Annotated in this window: 22 protein-coding genes; 19 read left to right on the top strand and 3 right to left on the bottom strand. The window is 61.6% G+C overall.

Annotated features, from left to right (window positions below):
* The first annotated feature begins 206 nt into the window (after nt 1–206).
* The 18 genes from J2808_RS01640 (at nt 207) to J2808_RS01555 (ending at nt 16,090) form a co-directional block, all read left to right on the top strand.
* Complete coding sequence (locus J2808_RS01640) at nt 207–872, top strand: prepilin peptidase (RefSeq protein ID WP_309810654.1); 666 nt, start codon at nt 207–209, stop codon at nt 870–872.
* Between the two features lie 276 nt (nt 873–1,148).
* Nucleotides 1,149–1,340: a Flp family type IVb pilin gene (locus tag J2808_RS01635; RefSeq protein ID WP_309810651.1), complete on the top strand. Its 192-nt coding sequence runs from the start codon at nt 1,149–1,151 to the stop codon at nt 1,338–1,340.
* 124 nt (nt 1,341–1,464) lie between these two features.
* Nucleotides 1,465–1,872, top strand: a complete 408-nt coding sequence (locus J2808_RS01630; protein ID WP_309810648.1) for a TadE/TadG family type IV pilus assembly protein — start codon at nt 1,465–1,467, stop codon at nt 1,870–1,872.
* Nucleotides 1,860–2,915 carry a pilus assembly protein TadG-related protein gene (locus J2808_RS01625; protein ID WP_309810645.1) on the top strand — a complete coding sequence of 352 codons (1,056 nt, stop codon included), beginning with the start codon at nt 1,860–1,862 and terminating at the stop codon, nt 2,913–2,915. Before J2808_RS01630 ends, J2808_RS01625 begins: the two co-directional genes overlap by 13 nt.
* Before the next feature lie 62 nt (nt 2,916–2,977).
* Nucleotides 2,978–3,745 (top strand): Flp pilus assembly protein CpaB, encoded by a 768-nt coding sequence (cpaB, locus tag J2808_RS01620; RefSeq protein ID WP_309810642.1) that lies wholly within the window; start codon nt 2,978–2,980, stop codon nt 3,743–3,745.
* Nucleotides 3,742–4,941 carry an AAA family ATPase gene (locus J2808_RS01615; RefSeq protein WP_309810638.1) on the top strand — a complete coding sequence of 400 codons (1,200 nt, stop codon included), beginning with the start codon at nt 3,742–3,744 and terminating at the stop codon, nt 4,939–4,941. The genes cpaB (J2808_RS01620) and J2808_RS01615 overlap by 4 nt, the downstream gene beginning before the upstream one ends.
* Before the next feature lie 158 nt (nt 4,942–5,099).
* Nucleotides 5,100–6,413, top strand: a complete 1,314-nt coding sequence (locus J2808_RS01610) for a CpaF family protein (protein WP_309811812.1) — start codon at nt 5,100–5,102, stop codon at nt 6,411–6,413.
* A gap of 3 nt (nt 6,414–6,416) precedes the next feature.
* The gene (locus J2808_RS01605) at nt 6,417–7,358 is read left to right on the top strand and encodes a type II secretion system F family protein (RefSeq protein ID WP_309810635.1); all 942 of its coding nucleotides are present in this window, start codon (nt 6,417–6,419) and stop codon (nt 7,356–7,358) included.
* Nucleotides 7,359–7,367: 9 nt separating this feature from the next.
* Nucleotides 7,368–8,246: a type II secretion system F family protein gene (locus tag J2808_RS01600; protein ID WP_309810632.1), complete on the top strand. Its 879-nt coding sequence runs from the start codon at nt 7,368–7,370 to the stop codon at nt 8,244–8,246.
* 259 nt (nt 8,247–8,505) lie between these two features.
* A complete protein-coding gene (locus J2808_RS01595; RefSeq protein WP_309810629.1) occupies nt 8,506–8,700 on the top strand; it encodes a Flp family type IVb pilin in 195 nt (64 codons plus the stop codon).
* An 86-nt stretch (nt 8,701–8,786) separates the two neighbouring features.
* Entirely contained in the window at nt 8,787–9,161 is a 375-nt protein-coding gene (locus tag J2808_RS01590) for a TadE/TadG family type IV pilus assembly protein (protein WP_309810626.1), read from the top strand.
* A complete protein-coding gene (locus J2808_RS01585) occupies nt 9,149–10,213 on the top strand; it encodes a pilus assembly protein TadG-related protein (protein ID WP_309810622.1) in 1,065 nt (354 codons plus the stop codon). The genes J2808_RS01590 and J2808_RS01585 overlap by 13 nt, the downstream gene beginning before the upstream one ends.
* 30 nt (nt 10,214–10,243) lie before the next feature.
* Nucleotides 10,244–11,002 (top strand): Flp pilus assembly protein CpaB, encoded by a 759-nt coding sequence (cpaB, locus tag J2808_RS01580; protein WP_309810618.1) that lies wholly within the window; start codon nt 10,244–10,246, stop codon nt 11,000–11,002.
* Nucleotides 10,999–12,195 (top strand): AAA family ATPase, encoded by a 1,197-nt coding sequence (locus J2808_RS01575; protein ID WP_309810615.1) that lies wholly within the window; start codon nt 10,999–11,001, stop codon nt 12,193–12,195. The genes cpaB (J2808_RS01580) and J2808_RS01575 overlap by 4 nt, the downstream gene beginning before the upstream one ends.
* A 248-nt stretch (nt 12,196–12,443) precedes the next feature.
* Complete coding sequence (locus J2808_RS01570; protein WP_397427979.1) at nt 12,444–13,712, top strand: CpaF family protein; 1,269 nt, start codon at nt 12,444–12,446, stop codon at nt 13,710–13,712.
* Entirely contained in the window at nt 13,709–14,644 is a 936-nt protein-coding gene (locus J2808_RS01565) for a type II secretion system F family protein (RefSeq protein WP_309810608.1), read from the top strand. The genes J2808_RS01570 and J2808_RS01565 overlap by 4 nt, the downstream gene beginning before the upstream one ends.
* Nucleotides 14,645–14,651: 7 nt before the next feature.
* Nucleotides 14,652–15,536 (top strand): type II secretion system F family protein, encoded by an 885-nt coding sequence (locus J2808_RS01560; RefSeq protein WP_309810606.1) that lies wholly within the window; start codon nt 14,652–14,654, stop codon nt 15,534–15,536.
* A 92-nt stretch (nt 15,537–15,628) separates the two neighbouring features.
* Nucleotides 15,629–16,090 carry an Hpt domain-containing protein gene (locus J2808_RS01555; protein WP_309810604.1) on the top strand — a complete coding sequence of 154 codons (462 nt, stop codon included), beginning with the start codon at nt 15,629–15,631 and terminating at the stop codon, nt 16,088–16,090.
* Nucleotides 16,091–16,097: 7 nt separating this feature from the next.
* Here J2808_RS01555 and J2808_RS01550 read toward each other — a convergent pair whose 3' ends face one another.
* Nucleotides 16,098–16,991 carry a response regulator transcription factor gene (locus J2808_RS01550; RefSeq protein WP_309810603.1) on the bottom strand — a complete coding sequence of 298 codons (894 nt, stop codon included), beginning with the start codon at nt 16,989–16,991 and terminating at the stop codon, nt 16,098–16,100.
* 256 nt (nt 16,992–17,247) lie between these two features.
* Here J2808_RS01550 and J2808_RS01545 point away from each other — a divergent pair, with 256 nt between their 5' ends.
* Nucleotides 17,248–18,909 (top strand): sensor histidine kinase, encoded by a 1,662-nt coding sequence (locus J2808_RS01545; RefSeq protein WP_309810602.1) that lies wholly within the window; start codon nt 17,248–17,250, stop codon nt 18,907–18,909.
* A 39-nt stretch (nt 18,910–18,948) separates the two neighbouring features.
* On the opposite strand, the gene J2808_RS01540 is transcribed toward J2808_RS01545, so the two are convergent.
* The gene (locus tag J2808_RS01540) at nt 18,949–19,842 is read right to left on the bottom strand and encodes a tRNA pseudouridine synthase A (protein ID WP_309810601.1); all 894 of its coding nucleotides are present in this window, start codon (nt 19,840–19,842) and stop codon (nt 18,949–18,951) included.
* Nucleotides 19,843–19,873: 31 nt separating this feature from the next.
* Nucleotides 19,874–20,503 (bottom strand): 50S ribosomal protein L17, encoded by a 630-nt coding sequence (rplQ, locus tag J2808_RS01535; protein ID WP_309810598.1) that lies wholly within the window; start codon nt 20,501–20,503, stop codon nt 19,874–19,876.
* Nucleotides 20,504–20,569: the final 66 nt, after the last annotated feature.

Genomic DNA, 20,569 nt, shown 5'->3' with positions numbered 1-20,569 from the left:
GAGGGCTCTATGTAACCAGTCATCCAGAAGTCTCGAATGTGCTCGTTGAGTAGTTATCCTGCAACCGGATTCTCAAGCGGGCACGCATCATCGAGAAAGGACACGCACAACGACTACCAATGTTAGCTTGAACCGGGCGTCCGGGTCAAAATGGGTGAGCCGGACAGCCTTCGCCACCCGCCGGCCCGTACAAACAGGGGAACTCGATGACTTCTTTGGGCAACGCCGGTTCGACATTGCCTTTGTTTGTGGCCGGAATCGGACTCCTGGGACTCATTCTTTCACCTCTCGCCGACTCGCTGATCGCCAGGCTCCTCCCCCGCATCGGCGGGCTGCCGGCCACGCGCGTCCGCATGTCGACGGCGTTGATCACCGGCCTGCTATCCGCCGCTTTCGCTTGGCGCTTCGGAGCGGATGCCGGGCTTCCGGCGTTCGTCTTGTTGGCCGTTGCGGGTGTGCAGCTGGCCAGAATTGATATTTCGTTGCATCTACTACCGAACCCGCTGGTTTTGTCCCTCTTATTAGGCGGGCTCTTTTTCCTTCTGGCGGCGATTTTTGGTGGATCGGGGTGGACAGACCTGCTTCGAGCATCCGCCGGCGCGGCAATTCTGTTCGCCGTCTACCTGATTCTGGCGTTAATCTCCCCTGCAGGCATGGGAATGGGCGACGTTAAGTTCGCGGCACCAATCGGCCTTTACTTGGGGTACCTAGGCTGGAGCCAACTGCTGTACGGCGGCCTGCTGGGCTTCATCCTGAACGGAATCGTCACGCTGTTCGTCCTACGCAGGAACCGCGGAGAACGTGCCTCTGAGGTGCCCCACGGGCCGTCCATGCTTTTTGCCGCGGCGGCCGTTGCGCTCTTCTTGATCTAGGCAGCGAGGCTCTCTCCGGGCCGCTATCGATCAGTTACGCTGCCGCGTCCGAGTAGTGGCCTGCGTACACACATGCATAATGCGAGTACTCAGGATTGTGTTTCGAGTACGTCATTGAATAGACCCTGAGAAAGTCGAGTACCTCTACGCATTGTTGCCGGAACTCGTGAATGACAATCTCTTCTTAGCGAAGTCCAGCCGCTAGGGAATTAGGGGGCAGCTGGAAATTCGTTGAAATCCATTCAAATCAATTTCACCGAATTAAAGGACAATACAATGACTTCTCTTATGGTCTCGATGATGGCATTCGTCGCCGGCGTCAAGGATCGCCTCTCATCGGAAAAGGGCGCAACGATGGTTGAGTACGGACTGATGGTCGCCCTCATCGCCATCATCGTTGCGGTGGGTGCGGCTGCATTGGGTGTCGGCATCGACAAGCTCTTCGATGACACGGTCCTCAAGCTCTAACTGATCGTAAAGCCAATTGGCCCCGGGACAAGTCCAATGACAGTCACCGGGGCCAATTTGGCTCTCCGAGTCTAAGGCTTGGATCTCAGGAATACATAGCCAAACCGAGTCCGGGGAGACGGTCTTGAAACCGAAACAGAAAGAGCGGGGTGCAGTGGCCGTTGAAATGGCCGTACTACTACCGCTATTACTTTTGATTCTTATCGGCACCATGGAGTTCGGCCGGGTGTTCAACATTCAGAACTCCTTAACCCAGGCCGCGCGCGAAGGTGCGCGCGACGCTGCAATCCATTATAAGAACAGCAGTCTCAACGTCCAGACAACAGCACTGGCGGCCGCTCCCTCACTAACCGGGCTCGGTGTGACAGTAACCCATAACGCGACGAGCTGCGGATCCGGAAAGAACGTAACCGTCACCACCAAAGTAACCGTGTCGTCCATTTCGAAGTTCTTGGATGCCGGCTTCTTCGGAGCACCAGGACTCTTTCCGATGGAACTTAAAGGTGTAGGAGTGATGAGATGCGGCGGCTGACACGCTTAGTGAGGCTAGTTCGTTCCAGAGGACTTCACAGCGGCCAGAGGGGCGCAGCGGCTGTCGTCGTCGCATTCACAATGGTTGCTCTCCTAGGTTTCGCAGCTCTCGCTGTGGACGTCGGGGCGATGTACGTCGAAAAGGCTCAAATTCAGAATGGCGCAGACGCCACAGCCTTGGCCATCGCCGGCCAGTGTGCAAAAGCTGTCAACTGCGTCGATGCGATGGGCGACCCTAACAATCGACTTGCAAACCAAAACGCGAATGACGGCTCTACCGGAGTCTTCTCCGTAACTCAACCAAATTCGAGCACTGTCCGGGTTGAAGCGAATGCCCAAGAGGCAGGTTCGACAAGCGACAGCTTTTCGTTGTTCTTTGCACGAGTACTGGGCAATAACACGGCGGTGATTCATGCCGTAGCAGAAGCTTCCTGGGGCACACCTTCTGAAGCAACAACTTTGCCTTGGACCATCAGTGAGTGTGTGTTCAAAAACTTTCTGACGCCAGCGCAACTGGCTGAATTTGCTTCGACAAAGACCTTTACCGGGGATCCCGTGCCCACTCGTGTCCTCTTTCGCTACGACCAGAATGTGCCGACTTTTCCGGGTTGCGAGGTTCAAAATGGCTATGCACCAGGCGGGTTTGGTTGGCTGGACACCGACATTGGCTGCTCAACGAACGTCGACGTCGCTAATAGCGAAGTTGGCAGCAACCCCGGCAACGACTTGCCAAGTGTCTGCCAAAGCATGCCTGCCACGATCAAGAATGCACCGGTCCTCATTCCTGTGTTCACCGACGCCACTAAGAACGGTCAGAAGACTACGTACGAGTTGGCTGGCTTCCTCGCTTTTCAAGTAACCGGCTTCAAGTTCGGCGGTGGTCCTGGGCTCACCGACCTGGATCCGCTCGCCCCAGCGTGCGACGGCGGCAACTGCCGAGGCATTCAAGGATATTTCACCCGCTTTGTCTCTGTGGAAGAGGGAAACACGTCTACGGGCGGACTGCCCAATTACGGTGCCACGCGGGTCTTTCTAAGCAATTGAGGCCCACCTAGAGCCGAGTACCCCCGGCTCATTCAGTCTCATCTAGAAAAGGAGCAAATGAAGTGAAATCACGCCTACTGGGAGGCATTGCGGCACTCGTACTAGCCGTCGTTGGTGCCATTCTACTTTTCGTTTACGTTCAAGGTGCGGCAAGTCGTGCGCAGGCCGGATTGGAACCCGTCGACATCCTGGTTGTCCAGGAGGTTATCCCCGCCGGAACTAAGGCATCTGACCTTGGGACCAAGATACGATCAGAGTCAATTCCTAAATCAGCCGTACCCGAGGGAGCGCTTGGATCACTTAGCGACCTTGACGGCAAAGTTACAGCGGTTGATCTTCAGCCCGGCGAACAGTTGCTCGCATCTCGCATGATTGACCCGCGCGAACTCGTCCCAGGCACTGTGCCGGTACCTGTCGGATTGGAAGAGGTCACCTTCCTCTTGGCCCCAGAGCGCTTGCTGGGCGGCAGGATTGAAGCGGGGGATACCGTGACCGTATTTGCTTCCTTCACGTCAGACGAAAACATGCCGGCAGGAGCAACTGTTCCAGCAGAGGTCAAGGGCTGGAAGCAGTCCACCGGCCTTCTTTTTCACGATGTTTTGGTCACGGCAGTACAGAAGGCGACTCCGGAGACGGAACAGTCTACGACTACCGAAAAAAGCGTACAGATGCCGACCGGTTCAGCGTTCGTAACGGTCGCCAGAAGTGACTCAGACGCCGCGAAGATGGTGTTTGGCGCCGAATTTGGCACCCTGTGGCTCTCCAAGCAGTCTCCTGCCTCAACGAAGAGCGATCCCCCCGTCACTACCTTCGGAGGGCTGTACAAGTGAGCCGCTTTGTTGCCATCACGGCGGTACGGGACTTTGAGAGCCGCGTGCGGCAGGCTATCACCGGTGCGCTGCATGGCGAACTACAGACCCTGTCCCCCGAGGTCCTGGCTGGTGGACCGGACGACGTTTTCAGGCAGCTCAATGGCGCCCCGCCGGAAGTCCTGATCCTTGGCCCTGGGGTCGCTCCAGAGGATGCCCTGAAGCTCGCAACTGTATTCGACCTTCAATACCCTGAGGTCAGTCTCCTCCTAATTGCGGAGCCCGCCCCCGAGCTTGTCCTTCGAGCCATGCATTCCGGCATTAGGGACGTGGTCACTCCGGAAATCGTTGTAAACGACCTCCGCATACTCCTCGAGCGTGCATGCCTCGCATCTGCCAGCCGCCGCAGGGGCATGGCCCCTGCTGCTGAGTCAGGGCAAGAGAGAGGCCGAGTCATCGCTATCATGTCCCCCAAGGGTGGCGTCGGCAAAACCACCGTGGCAACCAACCTGGCCATCGGTTTGGGCAAGGTCGCTCCGATGGGAGTAGTAATTGTGGATCTGGATTTGCAGTTCGGGGACGTGGCTTCGGGGCTCATGCTGGAACCGGAACATTGCATTACGGAGGCCGTGCACGGATCTGCCTCGCAGGACTCGATGGTCCTTAAGGCGTTCCTCACGGTACATCCGGCCGGAATCTATGCCCTTTGCGCTCCACGGACACCGGCCGAATCGGACTACATCACTGCCGATCACGTCGGGCGCCTTATCAACCAGCTGGCTGGTGAGTTCAAATACGTCGTTGTGGACACCGCTCCCGGTTTGGGCGAACATGTCCTAGCCACGCTTGAACAGGCAACCGATGGGGTTTGGGTGTGCGGGATGGACATTCCAAGTGTCCGCGGTCTCCGCAAGTGCTTCAGCGTCCTCAAGGAACTTCAACTTCTCCCGCAAGGGAGGCACACCGTGCTCAACTTTGCGGACCGCAAGAGCGGACTCTCGGTACAGGATGTCGAGGCCACCATCGGTGTCCCGATTGATGCCGTTGTTCCACGCTCACGCACGCTTCCGTTCTCGACGAATCGAGGCGTTCCGGTTTTGCAGAGCACGACCAGGGACGCAGCCTCAAAGGGCCTAAAGAAACTCGTGGATCGATTCGATCCGCAGTGGGTGTCCTCCGCCCAGAACAAACTTCACCGAAGGGTGGTTGTGTCGTGAGACTTTCAGATCGGCTCTCCAAGTCAAGCAATGGCGGTGCATCAGCCAACTCAGAGGAGATCGCAAATACTTTGGGGGGAACTACTCCGTCAGCGCAGGGTCTTCCGGATTTTCCGGCGGCACCGGCGCGTGCACCGTATGGATCTCCATTAGCGTCCCTGCATGGAACGCAGCCGCCGGCTGTCGATGCCCTTGCCGGCCTTAAGCAACGGGCTGCGCTTGCGCTCTTCGAGCGGATGGGAACGCGATTCGGCGATGCTTCGGCCTCCGAAGAAGAGCTCCGGGCAACTGCGGTAGAGGAGCTTTCTGCGGTAATCGACGAAGAGCAGGTTCCTCTTTCGCCGGAAGAAAGGCGCCGCCTCATTCGCGAAATTGCGGATGAGGTCATGGGATTAGGACCTCTGCAGCGACTTTTGGAAGATCCTTCCGTAACCGAGATTATGGTCAATCGCTTTGACCAGATCTACATCGAGCGAAATGGCCATCTCACCTTGACTGGTTCGCAATTCAGCTCCGATGACCATCTACGGAAAGTCATCGAACGAATCGTGTCCAAGGTAGGCCGTCGAATCGATGAATCTTCGCCGCTGGTGGATGCTCGATTGGAGGATGGCTCGCGAGTGAACGCCATCATTCCGCCCTTGGCGGTGAATGGCCCGTCGCTCACCATCCGCAAGTTCAGCCACGTGCCTCTGACGGTTCGGAATCTCATCGAATGGGGTTCGATCACCGTGGAAATGGCGGAGCTGCTCAGCGCCTGCGTGAAGGCGCGTTTGAACATCATTGTTTCCGGCGGCACGGGAACCGGAAAAACTACACTCCTAAATGTCCTGTCCTCATTCATCCCCGAAGATGATCGCATTGTTACTATCGAAGACGCTGTTGAACTGCAGTTGCAGCAGGAGCACGTGGTTCGGTTGGAGAGCAGGCCGCCAAATATTGAAGGGAAGGGCGCGATCGGTATTCGCGAACTGGTCCGCAACTCACTTCGTATGCGCCCGGACCGGATCATTGTTGGTGAAGTTCGCAGCGGCGAATCGTTGGACATGCTGCAGGCCATGAACACAGGCCATGATGGTTCCCTATCCACGGTGCACGCCAACTCTCCTCGAGACGCGGTGGCACGCCTGGAGACGCTGGTGCTAATGGCGGGGATGGACCTGCCTCTTCGCGCCATTCGCGAACAAGTGTCGTCAGCCGTGGACCTGATCATCCAAGTCACCAGGCTCCGCGATGGAAGCCGCCGCGTGACGCACGTGACGGAGGTCCAGGGAATGGAAGGAGACATCGTCACCCTCCAAGACGTGTTCGTTTTCGACTACGCGGCGGGAATGGACGCGCAAGGACGATTCCTTGGCAAGCCCGTATCGACGGGGATCCGTCCGCGATTCCTGGATCGATTTTCGGAACTTGGGATTGCGGTATCACCGGCAGTTTTTGGCAACGCCATGACTCCGCAGGCGAGGCGGTAAGCCATGGAAACCCCGGCGCTTTTCATAGTCGCGATTGTGTTGTGCTTCGGCGCGCTGCTTGTGCTGTTCTTTCTAGTTCTAAGGCCACGATACGGTGCAATTCCGGTCGATCGCAGACGGCCGCAGACCTACTCTGAAAATTCCTCATTCAGCAAAGTTTCACAGTCGCTGGTCGATCGTATGGGCGGAGTTCTGGGCAAGTCCGGCGGACCGTTCCACCGGGCGTTGCTGTACAACGCGGGAGTCAAGTTGGGCCCTGCAGACTTCACTGTTTTGGTGTCCGTCGTTGCCTTCCTGGCCGGGTTCCTTGGGACGCTGCTGACCACTCCGGTGATAGGTATCCTCATCGGTGTGGCCACGCCGTTTGTTGTACGGCTCGTCCTAAGTATTCGCACGGACCGTCGCCGCGGTAAATTCGAAGCTCAACTCATCGATACTATCCAGATGCTCATCGGTGGTCTACGTGCAGGTCACAGCGTCATGCGGTCGCTGGAGGCCGCCGGCTTGGAATCCGAGGCGCCCACGTCGGAGGAATTGACGCGGATTGTCAATGAAACTCGCATCGGCAAGGACGCAAGGCAGGCCTTGGAGGAAACTGCAGAGCGAATGGGCAGTGAGGACTTCCGCTGGATTGGACAGGCTATCCAGATAAATCGGGAAGTGGGAGGCGACTTGGCTGAAGTGCTCGAACAAGTGGCCGGTACCATTCGAGAACGCAGCGAGATCAAAGGCCAGGTGCGCTCCCTCAGCGCGGAGGGCAAAATGTCAGCAATTGTCCTGATGGCCATGCCAGTCGGGGTTGCGCTCATGCTTTCCGTCATCAATCCCGGCTACATGAGCGTCTTTGTTGACGAGCCCGTGGGCAACATAATGGTGGCCGTTAGCCTGGTCATGTTCGTCATCGGCGGGTTCTGGATGAGCCGCATTGTAAAGATCAAGTTCTAGGGGACAACCATGACTCCAATAGCCTTCCTAGCAATTGCGGCGGTTGTGCTTCCGCTCGCGTACTTTACTTGGGTTCTTGTGACTCTGGACCGCCGTGGTGCGCTGGCGGTCAAGACAAACCTCGGCCAAGGATTCGCCCAAAACGGGGCAATAGCCGCAACGCGTCCTCCCCTGTTGCTGGGCGTCGCCAAAAGGCTGACCCCCGGCACGTACGAAGCGAAACTGGACCGGTGGCTCTCCCTAGCAGGACGCCCAGCGTCCATGCCCTTGGACAAACTGATCATTTCGAAACCGATTCTCGCGCTGGCTGGAGCCATACTTGGCTTACTTGCCTTCCGGAACTCGCCCTCGCTGCAGAGTGTGGGCATCGGAATCGTGATTACAGCATTTGGTTACTTTGTTCCTGATCTGTTGGTCTATAACAAGGGGACCAAACGACAGGCAGCAATAGAGCTCGAACTGCCCAACACTCTGGACCAGATGCTGATCTCTGTTGAGGCCGGACTTGGTTTCGAAGCTGCCATGGCCAGGGCGGGCCAATACGGCGATGGACCACTAGCCCAAGAACTGATGCGGACGCTTCAGGACATGCAGGTTGGGCGTCCTCGCCAAGAGGCCTACCAGTCATTAGCCGATAGGTCGTCGGTTGCGGACTTGCGCAGCTTCGTGCGAGCTGTTATCCAAGCCGACAAGTACGGCATTGGGCTCGCCAAAGTCCTTCGAACGCAGGCCAAGCAGGCCAGGGTGAAGCGCCGGCAGCGAGCGGAGGAAAAGGCTATGAAGCTCCCGGTCAAAGTACTTTTCCCCCTCCTGGTTTTCATCTTCCCGGTGCTCTTCATCGTTCTCCTGGGCCCGGCAGCCATCAACATCATGAATACGCTGCTGTAAGCAGTCCCAAGGTGCCATTCGGCGCCCCAAATACCGGACCCCCTCGGCACCCAGAACCGAGGGGGTCCGCTTGTGTGCCCGGGCAGCCTTGATCCCAAGCTTCAGCGCAGTGTCTGCCATGGAGTAGCACAGGAAACGCGCACCTGGGAAAACCTTTGCGCAGGATGTTGCAAGATTCGATCAACGACGGGTCAACGGTTGCTAGCTTCGTTTTAGAGCTGGTGCAGGGCCAGCCACCCGACTCGCTCAGGAGTACGAAATGCTTTCTCTTTACACCAACTTCATGATCCGTCTTCGCCGCGAGGAGAAGGGCGCCACGGCCGTCGAATACGGCATTATGGTTGCGCTCATCGCCGTCGTCATCATCATCGCCGTCACCCTTCTCGGCGACAACCTCAAGACCATGTTCAACAACGTGGGCGGCGCCGTACCGACCACCCTTCCCACGAACTAATCCCTCTTGCGGTTCCGGACCCCCATATCGGATTCGCATCACCTTGCTTAGTCGAGGACCCATCCATTCAAGAGGAGGTGCGGCAGGTGTCACGCGATTCCGAACGCGGTGCAGCCGCCGTCGAGTTCGCGATCCTGCTGCCCCTCCTCTTGATGCTGGTGCTGGGAACGATCGAATTCGGCCGCGCTTATAACGCCCAGATCACCCTCACGAATGCGGCCCGCGACGGGGTCCGTGTCATGGCCATTGCCAACGACCCCGCTGGCGCGAAGACCGCAGCCCGAAATGCAGCGGCAAGTGTTAGCAGCACTATTCCTAACTCGGCCGTCACGCTCAGCACCACCGTGTGCAGTTCGGGCAGCCAGGTCACACTCACCATCTCGTACAACCTGTCCACCCTCACCGGCATCGCGGGCCCGTTCCCAATGACAGGCAAAGGGGTCATGCTGTGCGGCGGCTGACGCGGGGCGTACAGAGCAAGGACCGCGGTGCGATCTCGGTGCTCGTCGCCATTCTCATGGTTGTCCTGCTCGGCTCGGTGGCTATCGCCGTCGATGTCGGAGCAATTTACTCGGAGCGGGCGCAGCTACAAAGCGGTGCAGATGCCGCTGCCGTCGCCACCGCACAAGAATGCGCTAGAAAATCGACCACCGGTTCATGTTCGGCGACGTCGCCTCTCGCTGGCAGCCTCGCGAACCAAAACGCCCTAGACGGCATGAGTAACGTGCACAACATCGACCTCAACACCACGGCCAGGACGGTGACAGTCACAACGTCGGCTAAGGAAACCGGCGGAGCAGACAACTCTGTCTCGTTGTTCTTCGCAAACATCCTCGGTATCCCGAGCAAACAGGTGGGAGCCCGCGCTTCGGCTGTGTGGGGCAGCCCGAAGGCCGGGCGGACAGCTTTTCCCCTGGCCTTCTCCATCTGCCAGGTGAAGGGCCACGTCGACGGATCGCTGCAACGCCTCCAAGACCACGGCAAAGACGCCAATCCGGACTGCAACTACGGTCCTTCCGGTGCGGCGGTGGCGGGCGGCTTCGGCTGGCTTGCCCCGGATACCGGCAAGTGCGGCGGCACTATTGATCTTGCCCTCAGCGAGGGGGGCAGCGATACCGGCAACAACGCCCCTGGACATTGCGTCACGGAGCTGAACCACTGGGCAGCGGAAATGACTGCAGGCCGCAAAGTCACTGTTCTGCTTCCTGTCTTCGACAAGGTCACGGGCACAGGAGCAGGAGCAATCTATAGCCTTGTTTCCTTTGCCGCCTTTGATGTGACCGGCTGGAAATTCAGCGGTGGCGACGACAAAGGAGGGCCTGATGACAATAGTCTGCCGTACACGTTCCGCAACCAGATCTCGAGCACAACCGGCGTGACCAAGGCGACGGAATGTAAGGGTGGCTGCCGCGGAATCATCGGCAGCTTCGTCAAGTTTGTTTCCCTCGCCGACGGCTACACCCTAGGACCCGTGGACGAGTACGGGGCCACCATCGTCCGCATGACACTTTGATCATTCGCACCACCACACCAGGAGTAACAAGTGAAGTCTCGCCTGCTCGCCGGAACGGCTGCGATTGCCCTGGCGATTGTGGGCGCGCTCCTTGTCATCTTCTACGCGCAGGGCGCCGACCAGCGCGCGATGGCCACCACCAAACCGGTGGACGTCCTGGTGGTCAATAAGGCCATTCCCGCCGGCACTCCCGTCAATGAGATGGCCGCGTCTCTCGTCATCGAGAAGGTTCCGGCCGCCGGTGTCGCCGACACCGCACTCAGCACCCTGGATAATGCCGCCGGCACCGTTAGCGCTGTAGCTCTCGTCCCTGGCGAGCAGCTCCTCGCCGAACGTCTCATCGCCCCTGAGGCGGTCAAGTCCGAAGGCGCCGTGAAAATACCGGCGGGACTTCAGGAAGTCTCCTTCGAAGTCGAGCCCAAACGCATTGTTGGCGGGCGAATCGAAGTAGGCGACCACGTTGGCTTTTTCCTCTCGTTCGAGAAGGGAGCGAACAAAGCCAATCTCGACGATGCAACGAGCCAGCTGACAGTTCGCAAGGCTCTGGTGACCGCGGTCCAGCGGGCACCGCAGACCGCACCCGCCGAAAAGCCGGCGGAAGGCGCGCCCGACCCGCAGGACACCACGCTTCCCGAGGGGTCCCTCATGCTCACCGTCGCCGTCAACGACATCAACGCCGGCAAGATCGTTTTCGCCTCCGAGTTCGGCCGCCTCTGGCTCACCAAGGAACCCCTCAACGCGAAGAACAACGGCCCCCGCATCGAGCGCAAGGACGTGGTGTACAAGTGAGCCGCTTCGTCCTCCTCTCCCCCAACACCGACTTTGACCAAAAACTCCGCGCGGCCGTCGCGCACGGACTCCGGGGCTCGGTCCAGACGCTCGCCTCGGACATCCTGCCCGCCGGGCCGCAGGAGCTCTTCGCCCTCCTCAACCAGGAGCAGCCCGAGGTTCTCATCATCGGACCCGACGTACCCCCGGAAGAAGCGCTGCGGTTCGCCAAGGTCTTCGACGTCCAGCTTCCCGGCCTCAGCATTGTGCTGGTCAGCGACGCCGATCCCGTCTTCCTCCTGCACGCCATGAGGGCGGGGATCCGGGACATGCTGAGCCCGCACGCCGAGGCCGCAGAAATCCGTGTCCTCCTGGAACGTGCCTGCCAGTCCTTCGCCACGCGCAACCGGTCGTTCGACGCCTCTCCGCCCGAAAACGGCGCCACGGGACTCGTCGTCGGCGTCTTCTCCCCCAAGGGCGGCGTGGGCAAAACCACCCTCGCCACCAACATCGCCATCGGCCTGGGCCAGATCGCCCCCATGAGCGTGGTCATCGTGGACCTGGACCTGCAGTTCGGCGACGTCGCCTCCGGCCTCTACCTCAACCCCGAGCACACCGTCACCGACGCCGTGACACCTGCCGCAGCCCAGGATTCCCTGGTCCTCAAGGCCTTCCTCACGGTCCACCCGGCCGGAATCTATGCCCTCTGCGCTCCCCCAAATCCGGTGGACGCAGACCACATCACGCCCGAGCAAATCACCCACCTGCTGGAACAGCTGGCGCGGGAATTCCAGTACGTGGTCCTGGACACCGCGCCCGGCCTCCCCGAGATCGGGCTCGCGGCCCTGGAACAGTGCACCGATGTGGTGTGGGTCAGCGCCATGGACATCCCCAGCCTGCGCGGCCTGCGGTCCGGGCTGGAAGTCCTCCGGCAACTCGAAATCAGGCCTGAGTCACGGCACGTGGTCCTGAACATGGCCGATCCCAAGGCCGGCCTGACGGTCCAGGACGTCGAGTCCACCATCGGCGCGCCCGTGGACGTCAGCATCCCGCGGTCCCGCGCCGTGGCCCTGTCCACCAACCGGGGCATCCCCGTCCTCCAGGAATCGAAAAAGGATCCCGCCGTCAAAAGCCTCAAACAGCTGGTTGAACGCTTCAACCCCGTCTGGCGGACGCAGGCCCAACGCAAGCTTCACCGAAGGGTGGTCATCTAGTGAAACTCTCCGACCGGATCCAATCCGTCCAGGAACGGAACCAGGGCGTCCACCCGGCGGTTGCCCTGAACCCTGCCGTCAAAGGTACGACGCCGGTACGCACCTCAGTGCCGCAGCATGCGGCGAGCGCCGCACGGGTGGAGCACTCCGCTGGAACGCAGCCTCCCGCCGTCGTACTTCCACCCGCCACGTCGCCGGAACCTCCCCCGCAGGCACCCAAGGCGCAACCCGTGGATGTCTTTGCGGCGATGAAACTCCGGGCCGCGAGCGCCCTGTTTGAACGGATGGGCGCACGGTTCAACGACGCGTCCGTCACCGAGGCCGAGCTGCGGAGCACCGCAAAGGAAGAGCTCACCCGGATCATCGACGCTGAGCAGGTCCCGCTTTCCGCCGATGAGCGCACCCGGCTGGTCCGCGACGTCGCCGACGACGTTCTGGGCTATGGCCCGCTGCAGCGCCTGCTGGACGATCCTGCCGTCACGGAAATCATGGTCAACCGGATGGACCAGATCTATGTGGAGCGCAAGGGCAAGCTGACCCTCACCGAATCCCGGTTCAGCTCCGAAGAGCATTTGCGGAAGGTGATTGAGCGGATCGTGTCCAAGGTTGGACGCCGGATCGATGAGTCCTCGCCCCTGGTGGACGCACGGCTCGAGGACGGTTCACGCGTCAACGCCGTCATCCCGCCCCTGGCTGTGGGCGGGTCGTCGCTGACAATCCGTAAGTTCAGCAAGGTGCCCTTGACGGTCCGGAACCTGATCGACTTCGGCACCCTGACTCCGGAAATGGCTGAACTGCTAGACGCCTGTGTGAAGGCCAAGCTGAACATCATCGTCTCGGGCGGCACGGGAACCGGGAAAACTACGCTGCTCAATGTCCTGTCCTCCTTCCTCCCGGCAGACGAACGGATCGTGACCATCGAAGATGCCGTGGAGCTGCAGATCCAGCAGCAGCACGTGGTCCGGCTGGAAAGCCGTCCCCCGAACACTGAAGGCAAGGGCGCGGTGACCATCCGCGAACTGCTCCGCAACTCCCTGCGAATGCGGCCGGACCGCATTGTGGTGGGCGAGGTCCGCGGCGGCGAATCCCTGGACATGCTCCAGGCCATGAACACCGGCCACGACGGGTCCCTCTCGACCGTGCACTCCAACTCGCCGCGTGACGCCGTTGCCCGTCTGGAGACCCTGGTGCTGATGGCCGGCATGGACCTGCCGCTGCGGGCCATCCGCGAACAGATCGCTTCCGCCGTGAACCTCATCGTCCAGATCTCGCGCCTGCGCGACGGGTCCCGCCGCATCACCCACGTCACCGAGGTGCAGGGCATGGAAGGGGACATCGTGACTCTCCAGGACGCCTTCGTTTTCGATTACTCCGCAGGGGTGGACGCCCATGGCCGGTTCCTCGGCAAGCCGGTGGCCACCGGCATCCGGCCCCGGTTCATCGACCGCTTCGAGGACCTGGGCATCCACGTCTCACCGGCTGTCTTTGCCGGCTCCCTCTCCCCGGTGATCAAATGACCGCTCTGTACATTGGGATCGTCGTCCTGCTGGCAGCTGTCAGCCTCCTTGGCATCGCGGTGCTGGCGCCCGGCACGCCCGAGGTGCCCATGGACCGCCGTCGTCCGTTCGAAGCAAACCCGCCCACCACGCTGGCGCGCCTTTCAGCGTCCGCGGTGGTCTCGTTCGAGCGGATGCTGGCCGGACGAAATGTCCGGCTCTTCTCCCGGGCGCAGCTTGAAAACGCCGGCCTCCGGCTGAGCCAGGCGGAGTTCTTCATCCTGGTGGCTGCGGGCGCGTGTGTGGGAATCCTCGTGGGCATCGTGGCCGTGGGGCCGCTGGTCGGGTTGTTGCTCGCCCTGCTGTCACCGTTTGTGGGGCACGTGGTCCTCGGGTATCTCGCGGGGAAGCGGCGGGCGAAGTTTGATACCCAGCTCGGCGATACCCTTCAGCTCCTCGCGGGCGGCCTCCGCGCGGGCCACAGTATTCTTCGCGCCATTGACGCGGCCGCCGCGGAGTCCCAGAAGCCGACGTCGGAGGAGATGCGGCGCGTGATCACCGAGACCAGCCTGGGCCGCGACCTCCTTGCCGCCCTCAACGACACTGCCCTCCGGATGAAGAACGAGGATTTCGTCTGGGTTTCCCAGGCCATCCAGATCAACCGCGAAGTGGGCGGAAACCTGGCAGAGGTCCTGGACCAGGTCAACGAGACCATCCGCGAGCGCGGCGAGATCAAGGGCCACATCAAAGCCCTCGCCGCCGAAGGCAAGTTCTCCGCCTACATCCTCATCGCTATGCCGTTCGGGATCGTCGCCATGCTGCTCGCTGTCAGCCCGAACTACATGAACCCCATGTTCAGCCATCCCCTGGGCTGGGCCATGATCGGCGCATCGTTTGTGCTGATGACCATTGGCGCGCTGTGGATGCGCAAGATCATCGACCTGAAGTTCTGAGGAGACGATGAGCCCCCTGATCCTTCTCGCAACGGTTCTGGTCTGCATTCCCCTTGGCGCAGTCACCTGGTCACTTCTGACCGCCGACCAGAAGGGCCGCGTGGCCACAGCCGAGCTCCTCAGCCGCGGGGCCACTCTCAACGGCGAGGTGGCCCCGCCCAAAACGAGCCTGCTCGAGTCCATCGGGCGCCGGCTGACCCCGCCTACGTACGTCGCGTTCCTGGACCGGCTGCTCTCACTGGCAGGCCGGCCGCTCTCCATGCCCCTGGGAAAAGTCCTGGGCTCGAAACTGGCCCTCGGCTTGGCGGGTGCCTCACTCGGGATCTACTTGGCCGCCGTCGGAAGCACGCCCATCATGAAGCTGGCGGGCATGTTCCTCCTCTTCCTGGGCTATTTCATCCCGGATCTGCTCCTCTACAGCAAGGGCATGGAACGCCAGAAGGCCATCCAGCTGGAACTGGCCAACACCCTGGACCAGATGCTGATCTCGGTGGAGGCGGGCCTCGGCTTCGAAGGGGCAATGGCCCGCGCCGGCGAAAACGGCAAGGGACCGCTGGCCGAGGAACTGGTCCGCACCCTGCAGGACATGCAGGTGGGCCGCAGCCGCCGCGAGTCCTACCAGGCGCTGGCCGAACGGACCAGCATCCCCGAACTGCGGAGCTTCGTCCAGGCCGTGGTCCAGGCCGACACCTACGGCATCGCCATCAGCCGGGTGCTGCGGATCCAGGCCAAGGTCATGAGGGTGAAACGCCGCCAGCGTGCCGAGGAAAAGGCCATGAAACTGCCCGTGATGATCCTTTTCCCGCTGTTGTTCTTCATTTTTCCGGTGCTTTTCATCGCCATTCTCGGCCCTGCTGTTATCAACACGGTTGTCACGTTCAGCGCCCAATGACGGCGGGCCACCCCATGCAAGGATGACTCAAGTTTTCCACAGGATCTACTGAAAATGGGCTCCCACTTAACAACAGGAAGTAGCCTTGAAGCATGGACAGTCCACCACTCACCTCCAGCAGCGGGGGTGTCCCTGCGGGGCCCGTGGCTGCGGGCTCCGCAGGGAGCGTGGGTCCTGGCATGCCGACGGCGGGCGGGGAGCCTGCGCGGTGGGTTGAACCGGAGATCCTGGCCGAGTTGGAAGCCGAACTTGACGGCCCAGAACTCGCCCGCGGATTTGCCCGCGACTACGCGGCCTTGTGGGACCAGCGTTTCAGCCGGCTGGAGGCAGCCGTGCGGGCCGAGGACCGCCCGGCCGCCCTGGACGCCGTGATCAGCCTGCGGATCACGTCCGCCATGGTGGGCGGCATCCGGTTGGCCGTGCTGGCACAGGCCTTAGAGGACGCCGTCCGCAAGGACGACTTCGTCCAGGGCCACAAACTATTGGCAGGCTTGGCCGAACACGGAGTCCGGACCGTCTCGGAACTCCAGGCCAACTACATCCACAAAGATTAGGCCCCGGTCAGGCCTGTCCAGGCCAGCCCTGCAGGTCAGTCCTCTGGGGAGCGAGCCGGTAGCCGACTCCGCGCACCGTTTGGAGCCAGCGCGGCGAGTGCGGGTCCTCCCGGAGCTTGCGGCGGAGATTCCCGACGTGCACTTCGACAGCCCGCTCATCGGCCTCACTGATATAGGCATCGGGCTCATAGAGATCACCCCGCACCGCACGGACCAGATCGGACCGCGTACACACGGCCCCCTCGCCGCGGAGCAGCGTATGCAGGAGGTCGAACTCGCTCCGGGTGAGCCCAAGATTTGTCTCGCCGATCACCACGGTGCGCGTCCGGTAGTTCAGAACCAGGCCGTTATGCTGCAGGATCCCGGGCTGTCCTGCTGAAGAGTGGCCGGACATGGAGTGGCCGGGTGAAGAGTTTCCGGATGCACCCTGCCCCAACGCGGGGTGTCCCCAGAAAGCCTGACCGAGGGACGCCGGTGCAGCCGGAGCAGCCGCCCAGGAAGGCGCCGCCTGCGGAGGCCGGTGGATCTCATGGCGGGGCCGGCGCATCATTGCGGCCACCCTCGCCCTGAGCTCGCGCGGCCGGAAAGGCTTCGCGATGTAGTCATCTGCGCCGGCGTTCAGGGCCGAGAGCAAGTCCGGCTCTTCGGTCCGGCCGGTCAGCATGACCACGTACGCATCGCTGAAGTTCCTGATCCGCCGCAGGACCTCAAAACCGTCAATGTCCGGAAGACCGATGTCCAACGTGACCACCTGGGCCGCGTTGTTCCGGACCACCTCCACGCCTTCCCGTCCCTCGGCGGCGGTATGGACCACAAACCCTGCCTGACGCAGCACACCCTCCAGGAGGTTGCGTATATCCGCGTCGTCTTCGATTACTACTGCTACCCCAAGATCTTCCATTTACTATCCCTGTTGCCAGGTGGAAAAGGCCCCCATCAGCCCAGCGCTAATCCCCTTTTCCACTCCAACTCTCTATACGCTACAAGTATGAACGGCAGATGACACCCCTTCTGGCGTTTAGGTTTGAAAAGTCAATTACCATGACAACACATGCACATTAGGATTCTGAAGGTTGCCTGATCCAGCCTTCAGAAATTCGGCTGCTGAAAATTTCTTTTGGGGACGGTTGGGGGCCGTCAGGAAAGTTGGAGACCCTATGGCTGTGCGCCCTTCACCCCGGGGAGTGGCACTCTATTTCAGGAAGCTCGGCCGCCGCACGCAGGTAGCTCTATGCCAGCTTCCGCTGTCCCTCATTGTCAGCATTATTGGCGTGGCCACTCCATTCACGTGGCCGTCCCTTCTGTCGAGTCCTGCCTATCTGGCCGGACTCGCCCTCCACCTCCTGCTGTTCGTGGCCTGCTTTGTGACACCCTGGGAGCGGCTGCGAAACAGCGCTTATCTGATCATTCCGGTGCTTGACCTGTTGGCGATCGGACTTCTCCGGAACGGAGCCGCACCGCTCCTGCCCGGACTGGCAATCCTGGTGGTCTTTCCGGTCATCTGGCTGGCGGCCTCCGGAATGCTGGTCCGGACCAACCTCGTGCTGAGCGCCGTGGGGCCGTTCCTGGTCATGCTTCCTTCGACAGCCGGAAAATTTCCCAATTTCACGGCGGCCGACATCACGGCCCTGGTTCTGTTCCCGCTGATGATGCTGGCCGTATCGTTGGCGATCCGCTTCGCCAGCGTCAATATGCGCGGCCAGCAGCGCGAGCTGCAAGCCCTTGGCGAGGAACTGCGGGAGCTGCTCGCCGCGAGCCGGGAACGCGAGAAACTCCTGATGACCATCCTGGACGCAACCGACGTCGGAATTGTTGCCGTTGATACGAACGGAAACCAGCTGCTGACGAACAACCAGATGCGGCGCTGGCAGCAGACCGCGGCACTGTCCGACGTCGGTCTTGCCGACGACACCCAGCAGCCCGTCTTTGCCCAGGACAAGGTGACTCCCCTGCCGCCGGACAAGCGTCCCATCCGCCGCGCCATCGACGGCGAATCCTTCGCGGACTATCTCGTCTGGATCGGCGAGGCACCGCAGCAGCGCGCGGTGTCCACGGCTGCCAGGCCGTTGATGGACGACGCCGGCCGCCTCACCGGAGCGGTGGTGGTCTTCAGCGACGTCACGGGGCTCGTGGAGGCCATCGCGGCGAACCAGGAACTGGTCTCGAACGTTTCCCACGAGTTCCGGTCCCCGCTCAACTCCATCCTCGGCAACGTTGACCTGGCGCTGGAGGACAGCGACGGCATGTCCGCCGTCGCAGTCCAGCGCCTGGAAGTTGTCCAACGCAACTCCGAACGCCTGCTTGCCCTCGTCTCAGACCTGACGCTTGAGGCATCCTCAGCCCTAAAGGTCCACCCCAAACGCACTGACATTTCCGGGCTCGTGGAGACCAGCATCGGCTCAGCCCAGGCGCAGGCCGAACGCTCGTCCGTGGCCTTGGTGGCCGACGTGCCCTCCCCGCTGTGGGCCTACGCCGACCCGCTGCGGATCGGGCAGGCGCTGGACAACCTGGTGTCCAACGCCATCAAGTACTCCCCCGACGGTGGCACCGTGACCATCAGCGCCTCCGGGACCAGGGAATGGGTCCGGCTCGCCGTTCAGGACACCGGGATGGGCATGGCCCCGGAGGACGCCGCGAAGGTCTTCAGCCGCTTCTTCCGCGCGAAGTCCGCCCGCGACGCAGCCATCCCGGGAGCGGGACTGGGCCTGTCCATCACCAAGACCATCCTGGAACGCCACGGCGGGGCCATCGCGTGCCACAGCGCCCTCGGCGGCGGCAGCACGTTCACCATGACCCTGCCCGTCGAATCGGCTGGTTGAGCAGCGCGAAACACCCATGAACAACCACCGGGCTTGGAATTAGTGCTTCCGCACGGCCCTCGTCAGCTCAGCCCTCGCCAGCATCTCGTCGTCGGACGGGTAGGCCACTTCCTCAAGGACCAGCGGGTGCGGAGCCGCCAGGACGGACTTTGCGTCGCGTTTCTTGGCCATGAGCCGGTCATGCAGCCAGCCCGGTTCCTCCTCACCTTCGCCCACGAAGAGGGCCGATCCCACCAGGGACCGGACCATGTTGTGGCAGAACGCGTCGGCCTGGACGGTGGCCACAATAACGCCGTCCTCACTGCGGTGGAACTCGAAGCGCTGCAGTTCACGGACGGTGGTGGCACCCTCCCGCGGTTTGCAGTAGGAGAGAAAGTTCTGCAGCCCCAGCAGCTTTGAGGCGCCCTCGTTCAGGAGGTCAACGTCCAGCGGGTTCTTGTGCCACAGCGTGAAGTACCGTTCGAGGGGGTCCCATAGGGCGGGACCGTCCGCGATGCGGTAGCTGTAGCGTCGCCACAGCGCTGAGAACCTGGCGTCGAACCCGACCGGCGCCAGGGACACCAGGTGTACCTCGATCGCCCCAGACAAATCACCCAGGCCGCGGCTAAGCGCCCCGCGGATCCGGCGCAACAGCGCGACGGCGGGATCAAGTTCGTGCCCGCGTGGCAGCGCCAGCCACTCGGCTTCGGTCAGGTCCAGGTGCACCACCTGCCCGCGGGCGTGCACGCCCGCATCCGTCCGCCCGGCGACGGTCACGCGGATCGGACGGCGCACCAGCAGCGCCAAAGCATCCTCAAGGACTCCCTGGATGGTCCGCAGGCCAGGCTGCAGCGCCCACCCGCTGAAGGGGCCGCCGTCGTACGATAAATCAAGCCGCACACGCAAAAACCCGCCGCCCCCCAAAACGGGGGCCGCGGGTTTTTGGTGGTTCATAGGCCTAAGTCTATGCGACGGAACGAGCGAACTACTTCGCCTCGTCCTCGTCCTTCTTCTTAGCGGCGGGAGCCTTAGCAGCCTTCTTAGCGGCCGGAGCCTCTTCGGTGGCAGCTTCCTCAGCGGCCGGGGCCTCTTCGGTTGCAGCTTCGGCTTCGGCCTCAGGAGCAGCAGCAGCTTCGGTCTCTACAACCTCGGCCTCGGGAGCTTCCTCTGCAGCCGGAGCAGCAGCGGCTTCATTCTTGTCGGCGCCGCGCTTCGCAGCGGAAGTAGCCTCGGCTACAACGGCCTGCTTGGCGGAAACCGGCTCGAGAACCAGTTCGATGACAGCCATGGGAGCGTTGTCGCCCTTGCGGTTGCCGATCTTGGTGATGCGGGTGTAGCCGCCATCGCGGTTCTCCACTGCCTGTGCAATGTCGGTGAACAGCTCGTGGACGATGCCCTTGTTGCTGATCAGGCCGAGTACACGGCGGCGGGAAGCCAGGTCGCCGCGCTTGGCGAAAGTCACCAGACGCTCGGCGTACGGCTTCAGGCGCTTGGCCTTGGTCACCGTGGTGGTGATCCGCTTGTGCTCGAACAGTGCGGCGGACAGGTTCGCGAGCATAAGACGCTCGTGAGCCGCTCCGCCTCCGAGGCGCGGACCCTTAGCGGGGGTAGGCATTATAGTTTCTCCTCATATGGAAGCCAGTGGGCTGCGCACACCGTGGTGCATCCAGCCAGCCGGCCA

It is taken from the genome of Pseudarthrobacter sulfonivorans, from assembly GCF_031454915.1.
Taxonomy (GTDB): Bacteria; Actinomycetota; Actinomycetes; order Actinomycetales; family Micrococcaceae; genus Arthrobacter; species Arthrobacter sulfonivorans_C.
Note: the sequence above shows the minus strand (reverse complement) of the source record. Positions and strands in the feature narration are given on the sequence as shown.